Source organism: Cupriavidus sp. WGlv3, from assembly GCF_023952475.1.
In the GTDB taxonomy this organism is placed as follows: Bacteria; Pseudomonadota; Gammaproteobacteria; order Burkholderiales; family Burkholderiaceae; genus Cupriavidus; species Cupriavidus phytorum.
Genome location: NZ_JALHRX010000011.1, coordinates 192118 through 211838 on the forward strand (window position 1 = coordinate 192118; position 19721 = coordinate 211838).

General features: G+C 65.7%; 18 protein-coding genes. 15 read left to right on the top strand and 3 right to left on the bottom strand.

Going from position 1 to position 19721, the window contains the following annotated elements; genetic code table 11:
- The first annotated feature begins 204 nt into the window (after nucleotides 1-204).
- The 6 genes from MKD38_RS19240 (at nucleotide 205) to MKD38_RS19265 (ending at nucleotide 5547) form a co-directional block, all read left to right on the top strand.
- Nucleotides 205-1119, top strand: coding sequence for a LysR substrate-binding domain-containing protein (locus tag MKD38_RS19240; RefSeq protein WP_252678994.1), 915 nt, complete (start codon nucleotides 205-207; stop codon nucleotides 1117-1119).
- Between the two features lie 82 nt (nucleotides 1120-1201).
- Nucleotides 1202-2185, top strand: a complete 984-nt coding sequence (locus MKD38_RS19245) for a Bug family tripartite tricarboxylate transporter substrate binding protein (protein ID WP_252678995.1) — start codon at nucleotides 1202-1204, stop codon at nucleotides 2183-2185.
- Between the two features lie 73 nt (nucleotides 2186-2258).
- On the top strand, nucleotides 2259-3392 hold the full coding sequence (locus MKD38_RS19250) for an NAD(P)/FAD-dependent oxidoreductase (RefSeq protein ID WP_252678996.1): 1134 nt from the start codon (nucleotides 2259-2261) through the stop codon (nucleotides 3390-3392).
- A complete protein-coding gene (locus MKD38_RS19255) occupies nucleotides 3382-3729 on the top strand; it encodes a (2Fe-2S)-binding protein (RefSeq protein ID WP_371925716.1) in 348 nt (115 codons plus the stop codon). The genes MKD38_RS19250 and MKD38_RS19255 overlap by 11 nt, the downstream gene beginning before the upstream one ends.
- The gene (locus MKD38_RS19260) at nucleotides 3726-5102 is read left to right on the top strand and encodes an NAD(P)/FAD-dependent oxidoreductase (RefSeq protein WP_252678997.1); all 1377 of its coding nucleotides are present in this window, start codon (nucleotides 3726-3728) and stop codon (nucleotides 5100-5102) included. Before MKD38_RS19255 ends, MKD38_RS19260 begins: the two co-directional genes overlap by 4 nt.
- Before the next feature lie 85 nt (nucleotides 5103-5187).
- Nucleotides 5188-5547, top strand: a complete 360-nt coding sequence (locus MKD38_RS19265) for a RidA family protein (protein WP_240071558.1) — start codon at nucleotides 5188-5190, stop codon at nucleotides 5545-5547.
- A 108-nt stretch (nucleotides 5548-5655) separates the two neighbouring features.
- Here the strand turns inward: MKD38_RS19265 and MKD38_RS19270 are convergent, their stop codons facing one another.
- The 3 genes from MKD38_RS19270 to MKD38_RS19280 are packed head-to-tail and all read right to left on the bottom strand — an operon-like array spanning nucleotide 5656 to nucleotide 9032.
- Nucleotides 5656-6678, bottom strand: a complete 1023-nt coding sequence (locus MKD38_RS19270; RefSeq protein ID WP_252678999.1) for a porin — start codon at nucleotides 6676-6678, stop codon at nucleotides 5656-5658.
- A 16-nt stretch (nucleotides 6679-6694) separates the two neighbouring features.
- Nucleotides 6695-7669, bottom strand: a complete 975-nt coding sequence (locus MKD38_RS19275; RefSeq protein WP_252679000.1) for a LysR family transcriptional regulator — start codon at nucleotides 7667-7669, stop codon at nucleotides 6695-6697.
- A 25-nt stretch (nucleotides 7670-7694) separates the two neighbouring features.
- Complete coding sequence (locus MKD38_RS19280; RefSeq protein WP_252679001.1) at nucleotides 7695-9032, bottom strand: nucleobase:cation symporter-2 family protein; 1338 nt, start codon at nucleotides 9030-9032, stop codon at nucleotides 7695-7697.
- 432 nt (nucleotides 9033-9464) lie between these two features.
- On the opposite strand from MKD38_RS19280, the gene MKD38_RS19285 reads away from it, so the two are divergent.
- The 9 genes from MKD38_RS19285 (at nucleotide 9465) to MKD38_RS19325 (ending at nucleotide 19679) form a co-directional block, all read left to right on the top strand.
- Complete coding sequence (locus MKD38_RS19285; protein WP_252679002.1) at nucleotides 9465-10430, top strand: PDR/VanB family oxidoreductase; 966 nt, start codon at nucleotides 9465-9467, stop codon at nucleotides 10428-10430.
- 8 nt (nucleotides 10431-10438) lie between these two features.
- Nucleotides 10439-11518 carry an aromatic ring-hydroxylating dioxygenase subunit alpha gene (locus tag MKD38_RS19290; RefSeq protein ID WP_252679003.1) on the top strand — a complete coding sequence of 360 codons (1080 nt, stop codon included), beginning with the start codon at nucleotides 10439-10441 and terminating at the stop codon, nucleotides 11516-11518.
- Entirely contained in the window at nucleotides 11503-12501 is a 999-nt protein-coding gene (locus MKD38_RS19295; RefSeq protein ID WP_252679004.1) for a xylose isomerase, read from the top strand. Before MKD38_RS19290 ends, MKD38_RS19295 begins: the two co-directional genes overlap by 16 nt.
- Before the next feature lie 168 nt (nucleotides 12502-12669).
- Nucleotides 12670-13524 carry an aromatic ring-hydroxylating oxygenase subunit alpha gene (locus MKD38_RS19300; protein WP_252679005.1) on the top strand — a complete coding sequence of 285 codons (855 nt, stop codon included), beginning with the start codon at nucleotides 12670-12672 and terminating at the stop codon, nucleotides 13522-13524.
- A gap of 24 nt (nucleotides 13525-13548) precedes the next feature.
- Nucleotides 13549-15240, top strand: a complete 1692-nt coding sequence (locus MKD38_RS19305; RefSeq protein WP_252679006.1) for a Rieske 2Fe-2S domain-containing protein — start codon at nucleotides 13549-13551, stop codon at nucleotides 15238-15240.
- A gap of 11 nt (nucleotides 15241-15251) precedes the next feature.
- Nucleotides 15252-15875 carry a glutathione S-transferase family protein gene (locus MKD38_RS19310; RefSeq protein WP_252679009.1) on the top strand — a complete coding sequence of 208 codons (624 nt, stop codon included), beginning with the start codon at nucleotides 15252-15254 and terminating at the stop codon, nucleotides 15873-15875.
- 111 nt (nucleotides 15876-15986) lie between these two features.
- A complete protein-coding gene (locus tag MKD38_RS19315) occupies nucleotides 15987-17342 on the top strand; it encodes a nucleobase:cation symporter-2 family protein (protein ID WP_256505488.1) in 1356 nt (451 codons plus the stop codon).
- Nucleotides 17343-17438: 96 nt separating this feature from the next.
- Complete coding sequence (locus MKD38_RS19320) at nucleotides 17439-18524, top strand: porin (RefSeq protein ID WP_252679013.1); 1086 nt, start codon at nucleotides 17439-17441, stop codon at nucleotides 18522-18524.
- 48 nt (nucleotides 18525-18572) lie between these two features.
- On the top strand, nucleotides 18573-19679 hold the full coding sequence (locus tag MKD38_RS19325; RefSeq protein ID WP_252679016.1) for an S-(hydroxymethyl)glutathione dehydrogenase/class III alcohol dehydrogenase: 1107 nt from the start codon (nucleotides 18573-18575) through the stop codon (nucleotides 19677-19679).
- Nucleotides 19680-19721 lie beyond the last annotated feature (42 nt).

A 19721-nucleotide genomic window follows, 5' to 3' on the forward strand; every position in this document is an offset into this window, starting at 1 on the left:
GGGGCGTAGCGTTGGGATGTGGCTGCTGGGGCGGCCCGAGAGCCGCCGTCTTGAGCAAGTCATTACATCGCACGGACCATCTGAAATCGTGTCGCCAGCAGGGGAGCGGCTTGCATAAAGGCGCGTCATCGGTATTCCGTCGGGCCTTTATACTGCGTATCCGTACCGCGACCAGGCGGCACCCGAGCAAGCCTTAGGCGACCTATGTCCGAGAAAGTCATAACCCACAGGATGATCGAGGCGTTTCGCGCCGCCATCGCGCATGGCGGGATGAGTGCAGGCGCCGATGCGCTCGGCATGTCCCAGCCTTCGATGAGCCGCGTGATAGCCGAATTGCAGAAGGCAGTCGGCTTCCCGCTCTTCCTGAAACACGGCCGCACGGTGAAGCCGACCGAGGAAGCCCTTGCGCTCATGACAAAGGTCCAGCAATCTTTTCTGGGGCTGGACGAGATCATGAGATTTTCTGACCAGTTGCGCAAGCAGAAGATGGGACGGCTCTCCATCGCGACCATCCCGTCGATCGGACACTCGATCATGCCCGAGGCGATCGAGTACCTGCGAGGCAAATATCCGGATGTATTCATTACGCTCTCGGTGACGTCGTATGTCGAAGTCGCGCGTGCCGTACGCAATCGCCAGGCAGACATCGGCTTCACGGCGGATATTCTCTCCCTCGGCGATCTCGAGACCGTTGCGGAGTTCAGTGCTGATTGCGTTTGCATCGGGACCCGCAAATGGCTGTCGCCAAGGGCGGCCGCCGTCGAGTTGAAGGACCTTGAGGGCAAGCCCTTCGTCGGCCAGACCGGCACGTTCCAGAAGCGCCTGGACGCCTTGCTGGCGACCACGGGGGTGCAACTGGACATCACCGTCGAGGCCTCGCTGTTCCACTCCATGAGCGAACTGGTGCTGCGTGGCATGGGCGTTTCGATCGTCGATCCCCTGACCGGGGTGCTCCATCGGCAGCGTGGCGGGGTGGTGCTACCGCTGAGGCCGACGCTGAGCTATACCTTCTATGCCACCGCCATGAGCGATGCCCGACTTGGCAAGCCGGCCCGGGATCTGCTCCGATACCTGTCGACGGCGACGGAAAAGGCGCGGACCCATATCGAATCTGAATAGGTTGCTAACGCCGGCGCCATAGATTCAAGGGCCGCACCTTCATAACATCTCCATCATGATTTTTAAAAGAGGGGAGACTGTTGTGAAGTTATCTATCCTGGACATAGGCCGCGCCGCCGTCGGGCTGATGGCGACCTTTGCGGCGTGTACGGCCGTCGCGCAGGGCGACTACCCCAACCGGCCGGTGCGTTTTATTGTCAATGCGGCCGCCGGCGGCGCGGCGGATGTGACGGCGCGCATTCTCACCGCCGCCCTCAGCCAGCGCCTGGGCCAGCCCTTTGTGGTGGAGAACCGGCCCGGCGGCGCGGGCGTGATCGGACTCGAGGTTATTGCCAAGGCAGAGCCGGACGGCTACACGATCGGGGGCGCAAACCTCTCTACCTTCGTCGTCGCCGCGCTTGCCGCCAAACGGCTGCCTTATCGCGCAATCCAGGACTTCACCCCGATTGCAAAGCAATGGACGCAGCCGAATCTTCTGGGCGTGACGCCTTCGCTTGCTGTCAATTCCGTCAGCGACCTGGTGACATACGCCAAGGGTCATCCCGGCGAGCTGTTCTACGGCTCTACCGGTACGGGAACGTCGCTGCACGTGGTGACCGAACTTTTCCGGACCAAGGCCGGCATACAGATCACGCACGTGCCCTACAAGAGCGCGCCCGCGGCGGAATCTGACCTGGCAGCCGGGCAGATCCAGTTGATGATCAGCAACTTCACCTCCATGGAACCGCAGGTACGCGCCGGCCGTATTCGCGCGTTGGCCATCACAGGCCCCAACCGCTCGCCGTTGCTGCCGAATGTGCCAACCATCGCGGAAGCCGGATTTCCCGCCGTCGAAATGGTGACCTGGGGCGGGGTGGTCGGGCCGGCTCGCATGCCCGCCGCCATCGTCCAGAAGCTGAACGCCGAGATCAACGCGATCCTGGCCGATCCGCGCATCGTAAAGCAGCACGAGAGCCTGGGCGCCACCGTTGCCCCCGGTACCCCCGCGCAGTTTGCCGACCTAATCAAGGCCGATGCCGCCAAATGGGGCGCGGTCATCAAGGCCGGTCACATCAGCATTGATTGAAGCAACCACGCCGCCCGTCTCGCAAGAGAACGCATTGTGCCGGACTGAAGGATCGGGCGGCCGAAGGACAGACATGCGCAAGGAAGAAGTCATCGTTGTGGGGGGCGGCGTGGTGGGCGCGGCCATAGCCTTCGGGGCCGCGAAAGCCGGGGCGCCGGTCACGTTGCTCGACCAGGGCGACATCGCGAACCGCGCTTCGCGGGGAAATTTCGGGCTGGTATGGCTCCAGAGCAAAGGCGACGGGTTTCCCCGCTATGCGCGCTGGTCCCGGGATGCCATCGATCATTGGCAACCGCTCGCGGCCGAGCTGCTGTCCCTCACCGGGGTCGACGTCGATCTGCAACAGGCGGGCGGCTTCTGGATAGGGTTCAGCGAGACCGAAATGCGCGCTCGCGAGACGCTGCTGGAGCGTCTCAGGCACACGGGTGCGGGCGTGCCCTACCGGATGATGGAGCATGCCGAGCTGAAGACCCATCTCCCCGCCATCGGACCGAAGGTGGCTGGCGGCAGCTGGTGTCCGCTGGACGGGCATGTCAATCCGCTCAAGCTGCTGCACGCCTTGCACGCGGGTCTGAAAGCGCTGGGGGCACAGGTGTTTTCGGGGGTGGATGTGACTGCCGTGCGCCATCGGGCCAACGGCGGCTTCGTCGTGGCAGGTTCGGACAACCGGAGCTGGAGCGGCGACCGGCTCGTGCTGGCGGCCGGACTCGGCAACAAGCAGCTTGCACCGCAGGTGGGGCTGCACGCGCCGGTCGAGCCAAACCGCGGCCAGGTCCTGATCACCGAGCGGCTCAGGCCGTTCTTGCCCTATCCGACCAACAAGGCGCGGCAGACGGCGGAAGGGACGGTGCAGCTTGGCTATTCCGTCGAGGATGTTGGCTTCGATGATGGCACCACCGTATCCGCCATCGAGTGGATCGCACGGCGTGCCGTGGACACCTTCCCGCTGCTTGCCAACGTGCGCCTGGTCCGCGCCTGGGGCGCGCTGCGCGTGATGACGCCGGACGGACACCCGATCTACCAGGAATCCCGGTCATGTCCGGGCGCATTCGTCGCGGCCAGCCACAGTGGCGTGACGCTTGCGGGCACGCATGCCTATGTCGTCGGGCCATGGATTTCGGGACTTGGACCCGCACCGGACGATATCGAAGAATTCGCCGGGGATCGTTACCTCGACCCCACCAGGAGCTTTGCCAATGCCCACTAAAGACCACGCCGCCGGTGCACCGCTGTTCATGGCGGTCGAGACCGATCGATCGTCCACCGTCACCCTGACGTTCGAAGGCCAGCCGCTGAGGGCGCCAGCCGGTGCCACCGTTGCCGCGGCGCTGCTGCTGAACGGCGTGACGCCGTTCCGCACCACACCGGTGACATCCGCCCCGCGTGCGCCGTATTGCATGATGGGCGTCTGCTTCGAGTGTCTGGTCGAGATCGACGGAAAGCCCAGCCGCCAGGCCTGCCTGACCGCGGTCCGGGACGGCATGGTCATCAAGCGCCAGCAAGGTGCCTCGGCAATTGCTATCGAGGAAGAGGTTGAAGCATGAACGGTGCAGTGTTCGATGTGGTCGTGGTTGGCGCGGGCCCGGCTGGGCTATCCGCAGCGATCGAAGCGCGGCAGTGGGGGCTGAGCGTCGCCGTGCTGGATGAACAGCCGACGGCTGGCGGGCAGATCTATCGGAATGTCGACGCGGCAAGCCCGACGCTGCGCGCGGTCCTTGGCGATGACTATGTTGCCGGCGCGGCGCTGACAAAGGCCTTCGCCGCATCCGGGGCGCGGCATATCGCTGGGGCCTCCGTGTGGAACGTCGGCCGGGACCGGAAGGTCAGCTACCTGCAGGACGGTGCCAGCCAGGCCGTCGAGGGCAGGTCCATCGTGCTGGCCAGCGGGGCCATGGAACGTCCCTTCCCCGTGCCAGGCTGGACGCTGCCCGGCGTGATGGGCGCCGGGGCGGCGCAGATCCTGATCAAGAGCGCGGCAGCGCTGCCGCGGCAGCCGGCGGTCCTGGCAGGGTGCGGGCCGCTGCTGTATCTGCTGGCCGTGCAATATCTGCGCGCGGGCATCGAGCTCAAGGCCGTCGTGCACACCACGCAGCGCGCTGACTATCTGCGCGCGGTGCCCCATCTGCCGGCGGCTTTGCGCGGTTGGCGGGACCTGCGCAAGGGCATGGACATGTTCAGGCAACTGCGGCGCCATCGCGTCCCGGTGTATGCGGGGGCGCAAGCCCTCGCCATCCAGGGCGAAGCTTGTGCCGAAGCCCTGTGCTTCACGCACCGGGGCGTCGAGCGTCGTATCGACACCTCGCTGGTACTGCTCCACCAGGGTGTCGTGCCCAATACCCAGATCAGCTGGGCGCTGCGGGCCAGGCACAACTGGAGCGATGCCCAGCTGTGCTGGATTCCGGAGACGGACGAGTATGGCGAGATTGAAGACACGCGCATCTATATCGCGGGTGACAGCAGAGGCATTGTCGGTGCCAGGGCATCCGCGGTGCAGGGAAGGCTGGCCGCGTTGTCGATTGCTTCCAGGTTGCAGCGACCCGGCGTGGGCGAGCGGCGGGTGAGAGAGTCATCGATGCGTGCCGAGCTGCAAAGACATTTGCGCATCCGCCCCTTCCTGGATGCGCTGTACCGCCCCAGCGACTCGCATCGCATGCCCGCGGATGACGCGGTCATTGTCTGCCGCTGCGAGGAAGTGACGGCGGGGACCGTCAGGAAGTATGTCGAGGTGGGTTGCCATGGCCCCAACCAGGCCAAGGCGTTTGGACGCTGCGGAATGGGTCCGTGCCAGGGGCGCCTCTGCGGCCTGACCGTGACCGAACTGATCGCGCAGGGACGCGGCGTGGCGCCACAGGAAGTGGGCTATTACCGCATCCGCCCACCCATCAAGCCCGTCACGCTGGGCGAGCTGGCGGGATAGCACCGCGGCCTGGCCGGGGCCATGGCATCGCCCCGCCGGCACACCGGTTCTGCATGACTATCAACAGCCTGAACCAGGAGGACCTATGGCTGAAATCCGGCGAATCGCTACGGACCAACGACGTAGCCGCGCGGTGGTGTACAACGGCATGGTATTCGTGGGCGGCCAGACGGCCGATGACCGCAGCCAGGACATTCGGGGCCAGACCCGGCAGACGCTTGCCAAGATCGAGAAGTTCCTCGCCGACGCTGGCACCGACAAGCGACGCCTGCTGACCGCACAGATCTGGCTGAAGAACCTCGAGCGGGATTTCGAAGGCATGAACGAGATCTGGGACGCATGGACGGCGCCGAACGCCGCGTCTACGCGAGCGACCGCGCAGTGCGAACTGGGGCATCCGGACATTCTGGTGGAGATCATTGTCACCGCCGCTACGGCGGACTGACGTGTTGGCGAGAGCGCTCTTGTCGCGAAGCCCTGAGCGCTCCGCATCGCCATTTCCGGCGAGCACGCCACGGTGCTCCCGCCCGTCCGCCTGGGTCGGTGCCATGCATCAAAACCTGTGCCGAATCCCCAGGCCAACGCTGTTGCCGGTGGCCAATCCGCTGACCTTGTCGTACATGTAGTTAACGTAGACATCCGTGCGCCGGGACAGGTAATAGTCGTAGCCGATGGCAGCCGTGTTCCTGCGCTGGACCTGTGCCTCGCCAAGGCGGCGCGACGTGTGTGCCCACGCGACCAGCACATTGCCCGCACCAACCGGTGTCGACGCGCTGAGGGCAAAGGTATGGTCGCGCAGGGCGTTGTTGCTGCTGGCGTACTGGTACTGCGCGAACAACCTGGTCACGGTGAAGTCATAGGAGATGCCGCCCTGGACCGCCTTCTGGGTCGTCGCGCCGTTGTTGAGCAAGGGCGCGATGGCCACGTACTGCGCCGCTAGCGTGGCGCCGAACTTGCCGCCCGCGTACGTCAGGTTGGCGCCGTAGTTGGCTTGCCCGGCGTGGCCCGGCGCTTCGCCGAGTGCGTAGATGACATTGCCGGTGAAGCCGCCCAGCGACGGGGTGGTGACCAGCACCGAGTTGCTCCATGCCGTGTCGCCCTGGATCGAGGGCCTGCCCAGTCCCGAAGCAATGAAGGTATGCAGCATCATCGGCGAGAAGGTGAACGAATCGCGGAAGGCGTTGAAGCTCAGGGTCGAAACGAAATAGGGGTTGGCATTGCGCCCCAGCGCGATCTTGCCGGGCCTGCCGTCCATGCCCACATACGCGCCCCGCGCAAACAGCGGATCGCCGTTGAAGCGGCCCGAGGCGCCCTGGTCCACCCGCAGATAGCTTTCGAGGGCGAAGAAGACGCCCACGCCGCCGCCCAGATCCTCGCGGCCGCGCAAGCCGAAGTAGGAGGTGGTCATGCCGCCGTTCTGGATGGCTGCGGTGTGGGCCGGGGCGCCGCTGGGCTTGAGCGAGCCGGCGAATACGTCGGTCAGTCCATACAATGTCACTGCGCCTTGCGCCTGCGCGCCAAAAATCTGGCACGCGAGCACCCCTGCCGCCGCGGCGGCATATCGATTGCTTCGCATGTTGTCTCCGGTTTGGTTAGGTGACCGTTGGGGTCATGGGTGCGGCACGGGCAGGCCCTGGTGGGCTTTGCTGAAAGCCGACAATGGCTTCCGCGACGGCCTCCCGCAACAGACGGCATGCGACCGAGCGGTGCGTCCGGTCATGCCACAGCAGGTAGAAGCGCATGGGCGGGAAGGGCAGTGGTGGCGCGACCACCGCCAACGGCAGCGCTGCCGCATGCGCTTGCGCGAAGCGGCGGCTGGTGGTGAAGATCAGGTCCGACTGCGTCAGCAGGTCCGGCACGTTGTTGAAATAGGGCAGCACCACCTTGACATGGCGACGCAGCCCCAGTTGTGCCAGGTAGGCGTCGATTACGCCGAGCTGGTTCACGTTGAACGGCAGCAGGCCCAGGTGGTCGCAGGCCAGGTAGTCCGCCTGCGTGAACTCGGGCCGCTTCAGGATCGGGTGCCCCTGCCGCATCAGGCACACGATCTCGTCCTCGAACAGCGGCAGCAGGTGCAGGTGCTCCGGTGGCGTGCCCCAGTTGCCGACCACCAGGTCCAGCGCGCCGGATTCGAGCGCTTCCAGGTAATCGAAATCCATGGTCAGCGAATGCACTTCCACCGAGGCGCCTGGCATGCTGCGCAGGATCCTTGCAATCACCGTTGGGATGAAGCGCGAGCTGACATAGTCGAGCGAGCCCAGGTGAAAGGTCCGGTTGATCTGTGCGGGCCCTGACACCGGAAGCGGCACGCACAGCGCATCCAGCTCCTCCAGCGCACCCTGCATGCGCTCATAGAGCGAGGCCATGCGCTCGGTCGGCACCATGCAGTTGCGGCCGCGCACAAAGAGCGGGTCGTCGAAGATGTTGCGCAGCCTGGACAGGCCGGCACTGACCGTCGATTGCGGCAGATTGAGCCGGCCGGCAGCGCGGGATACGCTCTTTTCTTCCATGACAGCCACCAGCAGGCGGAGCAGGAATCCATCGAGTTGGTCGCTCGGATGCTTCATCGGTGTCAACCCAGATGTTGGTCGCTCAGACTACCAGTGCGGCCTGCTCCGCGCCTTTCCTGGACTTGCGATTGAACACCGCATTCAGCACGATGGCGGTCAGGCACCCGGTCGTAATGCCGCTGTGCAGGAAGATTCGCAGCGTGCCGTCGACGTGCTCGTAGAAGTTCGGCACCGCCACCGTTATCAGGCCGATGCCCAGGCTGGCGGCAATCACGATGGTGTTGTTGCCGTCGGTCAGGTCCACCTTGGCCAGGATGCGCAGGCCCGTGGTCGCGATCATGCTGAACATGACCAGCCCGGCTCCGCCGAGCACCGCCAGCGGCATCGACGCGAACACCGCCGCCAGCTTCGGGAACAGTCCCAGGGCCAGCAACAGCACGCCGGTGGTTGCCACCACCCAGCGGCTGCGCACGCCCGACATCGCCACCAGGCCCACGTTGGCGTTGTAGGCGCAATAGGGGAAGGTATTCAGCAACCCGCCGATCACGGTCGAGAAGCCATCGGCGCGCAAGCCGCGCGCGATCGCGTGGTCGTCGATCTCCTTGCCGACCATTTCGCCCACGGCGAAGAAGTCCGCGGTGACTTCGGTCAGGATCACCAGCATCGCCACGCACATCAACACCACCGAAACCGGGTCGAACACGGGCATGCCGAAAGCAAGCGGGCGGATCACCCCCAGCCATGGCTCATTGCCGAGGCTGGAGAAGTCTGCCTTGCCGATGGCCATGGCAAGTCCTGTTCCGGTCAGCAGGCCGATCAGCACCGCGGCGTTGCGCAGCAGGCCGCGCCCGAAGCCGAACACCAGCAGCACCGTGGCCAGTGATACGCCGGCCAGCATCAGGTTGACCGGCGAGCCGAAGTCGGGGGCCTTGGGCGAGCCGCCGGCGGACCAGCGCACCGCCACCGGCAGCAGCGACAGGCCGATCAGCAGGATCGTCGTTCCCATCACCACCGGCGGGAAGAAGCGCCTGACCCGGCCGAAGAAGGGAGCAACCAGCATGCAGAAGATGCCGGCGGCGATGGTGGCGCCGTAGACCGCCGGCATGCCGTGTTCCTTGCCGATCAGGATCATCGGCGTCACCGCGACAAAACTGCAGCCCTGGATCAGCGGCAGGCGGATGCCGAACTTCCAGAAGCCGACCGACTGGATCAGCGTGGCAATCCCACAGGCAAACAGATCGGCATTGATCAGCATCACCAGCTGATCGTGGGACAGCCCGATGGCGTTGCCGACCACGATCGGGATGGAAACCGCCGCGGCATACATGACCAGCAGGTGCTGTAGCGCCAGGACCAGGTTCTTGCCGGGCGGCAGCCAGGCGTCGACCGGATGGACCCGGTCGGCTTGGGGGGCGTTCATAGTCTCACTCCAGGAATGGATGGGAAGTCTGCTGCTTCCTCATGTCGATGATTGGGCATCGGTGTGCCTGCATATTCCGCATTCGGCCAGCGCAAGGCAAGCCGCCAGCGCGGATGCTGCGATGCGGCATGGTACGGCAAACCGGATGCCACGCATGGCGCACGCGTGCAACGGGCGGGCGCCTCGCCAGCCAGGCAGTTCCCGTGTGCGGATGCGGAAACCTTGCCAGTATCGGCTTTATCGATTTCCTAAGTCGGCATTCTCGGTGGCCGTGCCGGCTGCCGGCGGGATATCGGATTTCTCGCTAGTCATTATCGAGCCAGGCTGGATGCCTGAGGCCGCGCCGCTTCATAGACTCTCCCTCATCGTTGCATTGACGATGAAACGGGCCGCAGGGCGTTCGCCGCCGCGGCCCGGAATGGAGACCGATCAATGAGTGGTGACAAGTTATCCCTGGCCGTGGCAGCCATCCGCGGCATCACGCCCGAGGTGAAGGAATTCACCTTGCGCAATGCCGATGGCGTAACCCTGCCGCCCTATGCAGCCGGCGCGCATTTGCGTTTCATGCTCGATGTGGGTGGGGTGCGCCATGAACGCTGCTATTCCTTGCTGGACGCATGCAATCGCTCGAACCTCTATCGCATTGCCGTGCACCGTGCCCCGCACAGCCGCGGCGGCTCGGCGTTCATGTGCGAGCAGGTTGCGGTGGGCAGCGTGCTGGCTTGCGCGGCACCGCGCAACGATTTCCCGCTGGCGCCGGATGCCAGCCACCATGTGCTGATCGCGGGCGGCATCGGCATTACCCCGATCCTGGCCATGGCGAAGGCATTGCAGGCGGCGGGAAAGTCGTACGAGTTGCATTACGTTGCGCGTACCCCCGAGGCCATGCCGTACCGCGACTACATCGCGGCGCAGCTCGGGGCGCGGGCCCGGCTCTATTTCGATCACGGCGAGCCGGCGCGGGGCATGCCGATCCGCGACATCGTCGATGCGCCCGCAGCGGGCCGGCATCTCTATGTCTGCGGACCGCAAGCGATGATCGACGCAACCCTGGCGCTTGCCACCCGACACGGCTGGGCGCGGGCAGCCGTGCACTTCGAACTGTTCGGCAATGCCGCGCGCGCCGACGACAAGCCGGTCGAGCTGCAACTGGCGCGAAGCCAGCGCACGGTCCACGTCGCGCCCAACGAGAGCCTGCTGGACGCCTTGCTGCGCGACGGGCTGGACCTGCTCCACGACTGCCGTCGCGGTGAATGCGGCGTCTGTGCCGTGCCGGTCCTCGACGGCATTCCGGACCATCGCGACTACGCCCTCAGCGAGGCGCAGAAGGCGACCAACGCAAGCCTCTGCGTGTGCGTGTCGCGCGCCCGCACGGCCACGCTGAAACTCGACCTGTAGGAGCCAGCATGAAATGGATTAGAAACCGTTGGTACGCCGCGGCACTGAGCCAGGAGCTCGGCAGTGCCATGATCTCGCGCCGGCTGTTCGGCGAAAACATCGTCCTGTTCCGCGACGCCGCGGGCCGCCCGGCGATGCTCAGCGACCGTTGCCCGCACAAGGGTGCACCGCTGTCGCGCGGCAAGCTCTGTGACGGCGTGGTCAGCTGCCCGTATCACGGCTTGCAGTTCGATGGCACTGGCAAGTGCATTCATATTCCAAGCCAGGGCAATATTCCCCCGACGGCACGGCTGAAGGCCTATCCTTGCCTGGAGCGCTATGGCATTGCCTGGTTCTGGCCCGGCGACCCCGAACTGGCGGACCCGGCGTTGCTGTGCGACATCCCGAACTACGGTGCGGCCGGCTGGGAAAACTTCCACGGTCCGCACACGCTGTTCCCCGCCAGCATTGGCAACATCCTCGACAACCTGGTCGACCCCGCGCACACGACCTTTGTCCATCAAGGCACCATTGGCGGCGCCGATGCCAGCGAGGTCCCGCTGGTGGTCGAGCAGCACGATACCCGGATCACCGTCGGCCGCTGGATCGAACAGTCCGAACCGGTACCGGTGATGCAGCGCTATGGCGGCTTCCGGGGGCGCGTGGACCGCTGGCAGTTCTACCACCTGTACGCGCCGAACCTGTCGCTGGTCGACATGGGCGCCGTCGACGCCGGCGGCGCGCGCGACGAGGCCAGCATGAACCGGCAGTACCGCACGCTGTCCTATGCGGCGCTGACGCCGGAGAGCGACCACACCACGCACTACTTCTGGTTCGTGCTGCGCACGTTCGCGCTGGGCGAGGCCGCCGTGACCGATGAAATGCGCCAGGCATACATCGTTACCTTCGATGAAGACCGTGCCTTGCTGGGCGCGATCCAGGCGAACACGGGCGACATGCTTGGCAACCCGCTGCGGCTTGCCATCGACAACGCTTCGATCCGGCTGCGCCGCGTCCTGGACCGGCTGCTGGAGCAGGAGCAGGGCACTGGCGCCCAACCCGTTTCCATCCCCATTCCTGTCGTGGAGCAGGCATGCACGAACTCCTGATCGGCTGCAACGGACGCAGCGCGCAGCACGCCCCGGGCAATGCGCCCTCGATCGACGAGCAGTTCCGCATGGTCAAGGCCGCCGGCGTGTTCGATTTCTTCGACCGCCTGCCGCAACCGGGGCAGGAAGAAGCGTACCTGCGCGCCTCGGAAAAGCATGGCCTGCCCATCCTGACCGGGCTGTGGACCTATACCGCCGGCAAGGACGAGGCCCTGCTGCGGCAGAACCTGCGGCTCGCCAGCCGCGCCGGCAGCCTGTGCCACAACATCATGCTGTTCGACGCCCACGCCGACGGCCATTCGCTCAGCGACGACGAGGTCGTGGCGTTCTATTGCCTGGCGTTCGAGGAAGCGGCGCAGCTGGGTATCGAGATCACGTTCGAAGTCCACATCTACATGTGGTCCGAAGACTTCCGCCGCGTGCTGGCGGTCGCGCGCAAGGTGCGCGAACGCGGCCTGCCGTTCAATTTCCTGCTCGACCACAGCCACGTGCTGCTCAAGCTGGAGTCGCCCGCGGAGCAGGACCGGTCCGGCATCCGCGAGGACGTGGAAGCGGGCCGGCTCATCCTTGATCCGTTCGAGCCCGGCAATATCGTCGATGCCTGGATCGCGGAGAACATGACGCTGTGGCATTCGGTGCGGCCGGTAGCGCCGAATGGCCCGCTGAACCAGTGGGCCAGCCATCCGGACGGCAGCCCGGGCCGGGCGTGCCAGTACCCCTTCCTGAGGCCGCGGCCGGGCGAATGGCACAGCGACTGGTTCGCCTACAAGCTGGAGCCATCGAAGGAGGTGGTGCGCAAGGTGCTGGCCGCGCACTTCCGCAATGCCGACAGCCGGCTGCGCTACGTCACCACCGAAATCATCGACTTGCCCGACTACGGCGACGGCGCCAGGTATTCGCTGTTCGAGCATAGCGTGGCGCTGGCGCAGTGGTTGCGCGCCGAGGTCGACAAGGCGAAGTCGGCATCCGCCGCGCAACCGTAAGCCCTGTGCACGCCGGCCGCGCGTGCTGGCGGCGCGGTAAACACGACCGTGACGCCAGGGGCCTCCAATCGATTTCCTTCATACCAGAAATTCGCATTGCGCCGTTGTTGCGGGCCGGCGGTATCCGTATCTTGCCTCTGACAACGACATACCAAAAAAGGGGGCTGGATGAGCAGCATCGAAGCAAGCGTGTGGAACGAGTGGTACCCGGTCGCGGTCGTGGAAGACGTTCCCCGCAATACCCGCCAGCAGACGCGCCTGCTGGACGTGGACATCGAATTCAGCCGGGATGACAGCGGCGCATTCTCGGCGCGCCGGCTCGACCACGGCACGCCGTGCCGCGCGATCACGCGCTTTCATACATGCTGGGTTTCGCTTGGCAACCCGGATGACAGCTTCTTCGCCATCAGCGAATTCGAAGAGGCGGATCGCCGCGTCCTGGGCCTTGGTTCGGTGCAGATCCATGCCTCCGGCCTGCGGGTGGTCGAGAACTTCCTGGACATGGCGCACTTTCCCTATGTGCATGGCGGAATCCTGGGGGAAGTGCCGCATACCGACGTGAGGCCCTACCGCGTGGTGGTCGACCGCGACCACGACGAAATCCTGGCCGAGGACTGCAGGTTCTACCAGCCGATGGCGGGAGCGGCCGCAACCGAAGGGATCGACGCCCACTATGTCTACCGCGTTGCCCGTCCGTTCGTCTCGATCCTCTACAAGACCAGTGTCGCGGATGCGGCCAGGCGCGATGTGATCTGCCTGTTCGTCCAGCCTGTCAGCGAAGACATTTGCGTTGGCCACTTCCTGATCGCCTGCGTCGACAAGGAACACACCGACATCGAGCTGCGCCTGTTCCAGCAGACCATCGTCGGCCAGGACCTGATGATCCTGACCAACCATCTGCCCAGGACCCTGCCGCTGGCGACGGATTTCGAAGTGCCGACGCGTGCCGACGCGATGTCGGCCGCATACCGCCGCTGGCTGCGCGACAAGAACATCCACTATGGAACCTACCGCGTCAATTGAGCCGGCGCTATGGAGACCGACGGAATGAACCCGCAAACGACCCCCTGGCATGCCGTGGCACAACCGGCAGACCTGCCCCCGCGCCATGTCTTTCACGCCCAGTTGCACGGCATCGAACTGGCGCTGTGGCGCGCCGACGATGGCACCGTGAATGCCTGGGAGAACCGCTGCCCGCACCGCAGCGTGCGTCTCACGCTGGGCGTGAACACCGGCCAGACGCTACGTTGCCAGTACCACGGCTGGCAGTACCAGAGCGGCGATGGGCACTGCAGCTTTATCCCCGCGTCCAGCGATGCGCAGCCGCCGGCCAGCCTGTGCGCACGCCGCTTTGCCGTGGCGGAGAAGAACGGCTACGTCTGGGTCAGCCTGGATCCCGCACAGGCCGGGCAGGTGCCTGACTTTCCCGGGCTTCCGCTGGCGCTACGGGCGCTGCCGGTTCGCGCTGACGTCGACACGGTGGCTGCCGCATTGCTGGCGTACAGCGACGGCCCGGCGAGCGCGACCCGGGCGGGCAGCATGATCGATGCGCGCTGGCAGACGCCGGACGGAAGCTGCGCCATGCGCTTCTGGTTGCAGCCCGCCAGTCCCGGCCTAACCGTCGTGCATGCGGCGATGGACTCGGGCAGCGGCAATGCCGCCGCGGCGCGCCGCTGGTTCAATCAGCGCCTGTCGGCGCTGCGCCGCGGGCTGGAGCGCCAGGCGCAAGCTGTGGTGCAACCAGCGCAGCGGCCCGAGGTGCTCTCGTTCCTGCCGCCCGCCGGGATAGCCGCGCCGCGGCGCTTGCTGCGCACCACGGTGGTGTCGCGCTGGATGACGACGCCGGACATCGTCGGGCTGCGGCTCGCCCTGCCCGAAGGCGAGCGTCCGGACATGCCTGCCGGCGCGCATGTCGACGTGCATACGCCCAACGGGTTTGTGCGCCCGTACTCGCTGGTCAATGCGCCCGACGAGCGCGACTGCTTCGTGCTCGGCATCAAGCGCGAACCGCAGTCGCGTGGCGGCTCCCGCGACGTGCATGAGCAGGTCAAGGTCGGCGACACACTGACCGTGTCGGTACCGCGCAATCATTTTGGACTGGTGCCGCAGGCCGGCGCAACCTTGTTTGCCGGCGGCATCGGCATCACCCCGATCCTCGCGATGGCCGCGCAGCTGCAGCATGCGGGCCTGCCCTTTGCGCTGCATTACTTTGCGCGCGGTGCCGAGCATGTCGCGTTCAGCGAGCGGCTCGAGCGGCTGCGCAACGTCCGGCTGCATCTCGGGCTTTCCAACGATGGCGCGCGCGATGCGCTCGATGAGGTGCTGCGCCAGGTCCCGGCCAGCCATCACCTCTATGTGTGCGGGCCGCTCCCGTTGATCGAACTGGTCCGCGAGCGCGGCCGCATGCTGGGCATCGTCGCGGACCGGGTCCACAGCGAGCTGTTTGCCAATGAAGTGTCGCATGACGCGGACCAGCCGTTCCGGGTCCGGCTCGGGCGCAGCGGCGGCGAATTCGTGGTGCCGGCCGGCGTGGCGCTGAGCGATGCCATTCGTGCGCGAGGCATCGCGCTCGCCACCTCGTGCGAGCAGGGCGTGTGCGGATCGTGCCTGACCGCCGTCGCCGAAGGAACGCCCGAGCATCGCGACGTCTACCTGACCGCCGAGGAGAAGGCCAGCGGACGCTGCCTGCTGCCGTGCGTGTCGCGCAGCCAATCCGAGCTGCTGGTGCTGGACCTTTGAGAGACCCACGCATGATCACCCTCTACGACTACGAGTTATCCGGCAACTGCTACAAGCTGCGCCTGTTCATGAGCCTGACGGGCGTGGCTTACCGCAAGCAGGGCATCGAGTTCTTTCCCGGCAAGGAACACAAGCGGGATGCCTTTCTTGCGCTCAATCCGCTCGGGCAATTGCCTGTGCTCGATGACGACGGCTTCGTCATGCGCGACGCCCAGGCCACGCTGAGCTACCTGGCCGCGCGCTACGACCCGAGCGGCCGCTGGTATCCGACGGACGATCCGCAGGCGCTGGGCGAGGTCAATATGTGGCTGGCCTTCGCCGACGGCATTACCGCCACCGCATCGGCGGCACGACTGCACGACCTGTTCCGCTATCCGTTCGACGTGGACAAGGCACGGGCCGGCGCGCACGAACTGTTCCGCGTGCTGGACGAGCAGCTGTGGTTCTCCGAGCAGGACCATGGCGGCTGGGTCTGCCGTGGCGAGCACCCGACCATTGCGGATATCGCCTGCTTTCCCTACGCGATGCTGTCGGACGAAGGCGGCATCTCCCTGCAGGAGTACCCGGCCATCCGGCGTTGGACGGATCGGGTCAAGCGCTTGCCCGGATTCGTCGCCATGTCGGGCATTTTCTAGGGCGGCGGTCGGCGCCGTCCATACAAAACAGGGCTGCAAAAGCCCGTCGAGGAGACCAAGGTGGAGACCAGATCCTATAAGCCAGCCGGCTCGCGCAGCCCGGCGGATGAAATGCTGCCGTTCGGACGCCTTGCGGTACTGGGCTTCCAGCATGTGCTGGTGATGTATGCCGCGGCCATCGCGGTGCCGCTGATCATCGGCGGGGCGCTGCGCCTGCCCCGGGAGCAGATCGCCTTCCTGATCAGTGCCGACCTGTTCGTGTCCGGACTGGTGACCATCGTGCAGACCGTCGGCGTGCGCTGGTTCGGCGTGCGGCTGCCGATCATGATGGGGGTGTCCTTCACCGGCATCGGCACCATGATCGCGATCGGCGCCAAGCCGGAACTGGGGCTGCCCGGCATCTTCGGCGCCATGCTGGTGGCCGGATTGATCGTGATCGCGCTGGCGCCGTTGATTGCGCGCATGCTGCGCTTCTTCCCGGAGGTGGTGGTCGGCACCATCCTGGTGGCCATCGGCGTGTCGCTGACGGAAGTCAGCGTGACCTGGGCCGGCGGCGGCTATGGCAGCCCGGACTTCGGCAATCCCGCCTACGTCGCGGTCGCGGTCGCGGTGCTGTTGTTCATCCTGCTGGTGACCCGGCATGCGCGCGGATTCGTCGGCAACGTGGCAGTGCTGCTGGGTATTGCCTTTGGCCTGGCCCTCAGCCTGGCCATGGGCAAGGTCGACTTCTCCGCGGTCAGCGAAGCGCCCTGGCTCGGCCTGGTGCTGCCCTTGCACTTCGGCATGCTCAAGTTCGATTTCTGGTCCATCGTCAGCATGACCATCGTGATGCTGGTCAATGTGATCGAGACCGCGGGCGTGTTCGTCGCGGTAGGGCGCATGACCGGCAGGACCATGTCACGCGACGACATGGTGCGCGGCTTCCGCGCCGACGGCCTGGGTTCGGTGGCCGGCGCCATCTTCAATATCTTTCCCTATACCTCCTATTCGGAGAATGTCGGCCTGCTCGAGGTGACCGGTGTGCGCAGCCGCTGGGTGTGCGCAATGGGCGGAGTGTTCCTGATCCTGCTGGCGCTGGTGCCGAAGCTCTCGGCCGCGGTGGCCGCGATACCGGTATTCGTGCTCGGTGGCGTCGGCATGATCATGTTCGGCATGATCGCGGTGACCGGCATCAAGATGCTCAGCCACGTCGACTTCATCAACCAGCCGATGAATGGCTTCATCGTTGCGATCAGCGTGGGTGTTGGCCTGACCCCGGCATTTTCCAAGACCTTCTTCGACAAGTTCCCCACCGAGCTGGCGCCGCTGCTGCAGAGCGGCATCGTGCTGGCGGCCATCTGCGCGGTGCTGCTGAACTGGCTGCTCAATGGCGTCGGCGAGGAAAGTGCCGCGCCGCAGGGTGTGAACGGCGCGAATGGCACGAACGGTGCGAGCGGTGCGGAGGAGGCCGGTGCCGCATCCCAGTGAAGCCGGGCAGCGCACCGCATACAACACGGCGGCCACGGCGCGCGGCGCGGTGGCTCCGGCATCGATAGCCTGAAGATATTCCGGGGAGACTTCAAGATGACCAAGCAATGGGCGCGGCCACGCGTTCTGGTGGCGCTCGCCGCCACGATCTGCGCGGGGACCGCAGCAGCGCAGTCGAGCGTGACGATATATGGCCAGGCCGACATGTTCGTCGGCGCCGTCAAGGCGCCGGGCACGTCGTCGCGGGCGCTGGTGGCCGACAGCGGCGGCATGCAGACCTCGTACTGGGGCATCAAGGGTGCCGAGGACCTGGGCGGCGGCATGCGCGCGGTGTTCGACCTGAACGGCTTCTACCGGACCGACAGCGGCCGGACAGGCCGCTTCGACGGGGATGCCATGTTCAGCCGCAATGCCTTCGTGGGGCTGGAGAGCGACAAGGCGGGTTCGCTCAAGGTGGGCCGCACCACGGCGCCCTATTTCATCTCGACCATCCTGTTCAACCCGCTGGTCGATTCGTTCGCATTCTCGCCGACCGTGTTTCACACCTATCTCGGCGCGGGCAACGGCAGGGTGCTGGACCCGGGCATCATCGGCGATTCCGGCTGGGACAACTCGCTGCTGTACAGCTCGCCGGGCTTTGGCGGGCTGACCTTCAACCTTATCTACGGCCTGGGCGAAAAAGCCGGCGACGCCGCGCAGAACAAGTGGGGCGGCAACGTGATGTATTTCAGCGGCGCATTCGCGGCAACGCTGGCGTTCCAGCAGGTGAAGTTCGACAGCACGCCGGGCGATCTCGCCAACGCCGGCAATGCGTTCCTGGCCGGCTTCGGCAAGCAGACCGCGGTCCAGGGCGGCCTCAGCTATGACTTCGGCGTGGCCAAGCTGTTTGCCCAGCTTCAGTACATCAGGACGGATGTCAACGACAACCCGAATGGCGATATCAAGCACAGGAACGGGCAGGTCGGTGCCTCGGTGCCGCTGGGTGCCGGATCGTTGCTGGTCTCCTATGCGCATGGCAAGACCGACAACGCGCAGAGCAGCTTCCGGCGCAACACCGCCGCCATCGGCTATGACTACAACCTGTCCAGGCGTACCGATGTCTACGTGGCCTATTTCTACGACAAGATCCAGGGCCTGAGCCACGGCGACACCTTCGGCGCCGGCGTGCGCCACAGGTTCTAACCCGGCTGCCGCAGGCAGCCAATCCATGTACTCCGGAGAGATATCGAGATGAAGACAAGAGCCGCCGTGGCCTGGAAAGCAGGCGAGGCATTGACGATCGAGACGGTGGACCTTGCCGGCCCCCGCGAAGGCGAGGTGCTGGTCGAACTGAAGGCAACCGGCATCTGCCACACCGACCTGTACACACTGTCCGGCGCGGACCCCGAAGGGTTGTTCCCGGCCATCCTGGGCCATGAAGGCGCGGGCGTGGTGGTGGACGTCGGACCGGGCGTCAGGTCATTGCGCAAGGGCGACCACGTGATCCCGCTCTATACGCCGGAATGCCGCAACTGCAAGTTCTGCCTGTCGCAGAAGACCAATCTGTGCCAGGCCATCCGCACCACGCAGGGCCGCGGGCTGATGCCGGACGGCACCAGCCGGTTCTCGCTGGACGGGCAGTCGATCCTGCATTACATGGGCACCTCGACGTTCTCGAACTACACCGTGCTGCCCGAGATCGCGCTGGCGAAGATCCGCGAGGACGCGCCCTTCGACACGGTCTGCTATGTCGGCTGCGGCGTGACCACGGGCCTGGGCGCGGTCATCTTCACCGCCAAGGTCGAGGCGGGCGCGAATGTGGTGGTGTTCGGCCTGGGCGGCATCGGCCTGAACGTGATCCAGGGCGCGCGCATGGTGGGCGCGGGGCGGATCATCGGGGTCGACCTGAATCCCGAGCGCGAGGCCATGGCGCGCCGCTTCGGTATGACGGATTTCATCAACCCGAAGACGGTCGAGAACGTCGTCGACACCATCATCCAGATGACCGACGGCGGTGCGGATTACTCGTTCGAATGCATCGGCAACGTCCACACCATGCGCCAGGCGCTCGAGTGCTGCCACAAGGGCTGGGGCCAGTCGGTGGTGATCGGCGTGGCCGCCGCCGGCGAAGAGGTGCGCACGCGGCCGTTCCAGCTCGTGACAGGGCGCGAGTGGAAAGGCTCGGCCTTCGGCGGCGCCAGGGGGCGCACCGACGTGCCGAAGATCGTCGACTGGTACATGGAGAACCGCATCAACATCGACGACATGGTGACGCACCGGCTATCGCTTGAGCAGATCAACGAGGGCTTCGACCTGATGAAGCGCGGCGAGTCGATTCGCTCGGTGGTGGTGTACTGAAACCAGGGATTGGCAGCCTGCGTCGGCGTGGGCTGCCAGCCG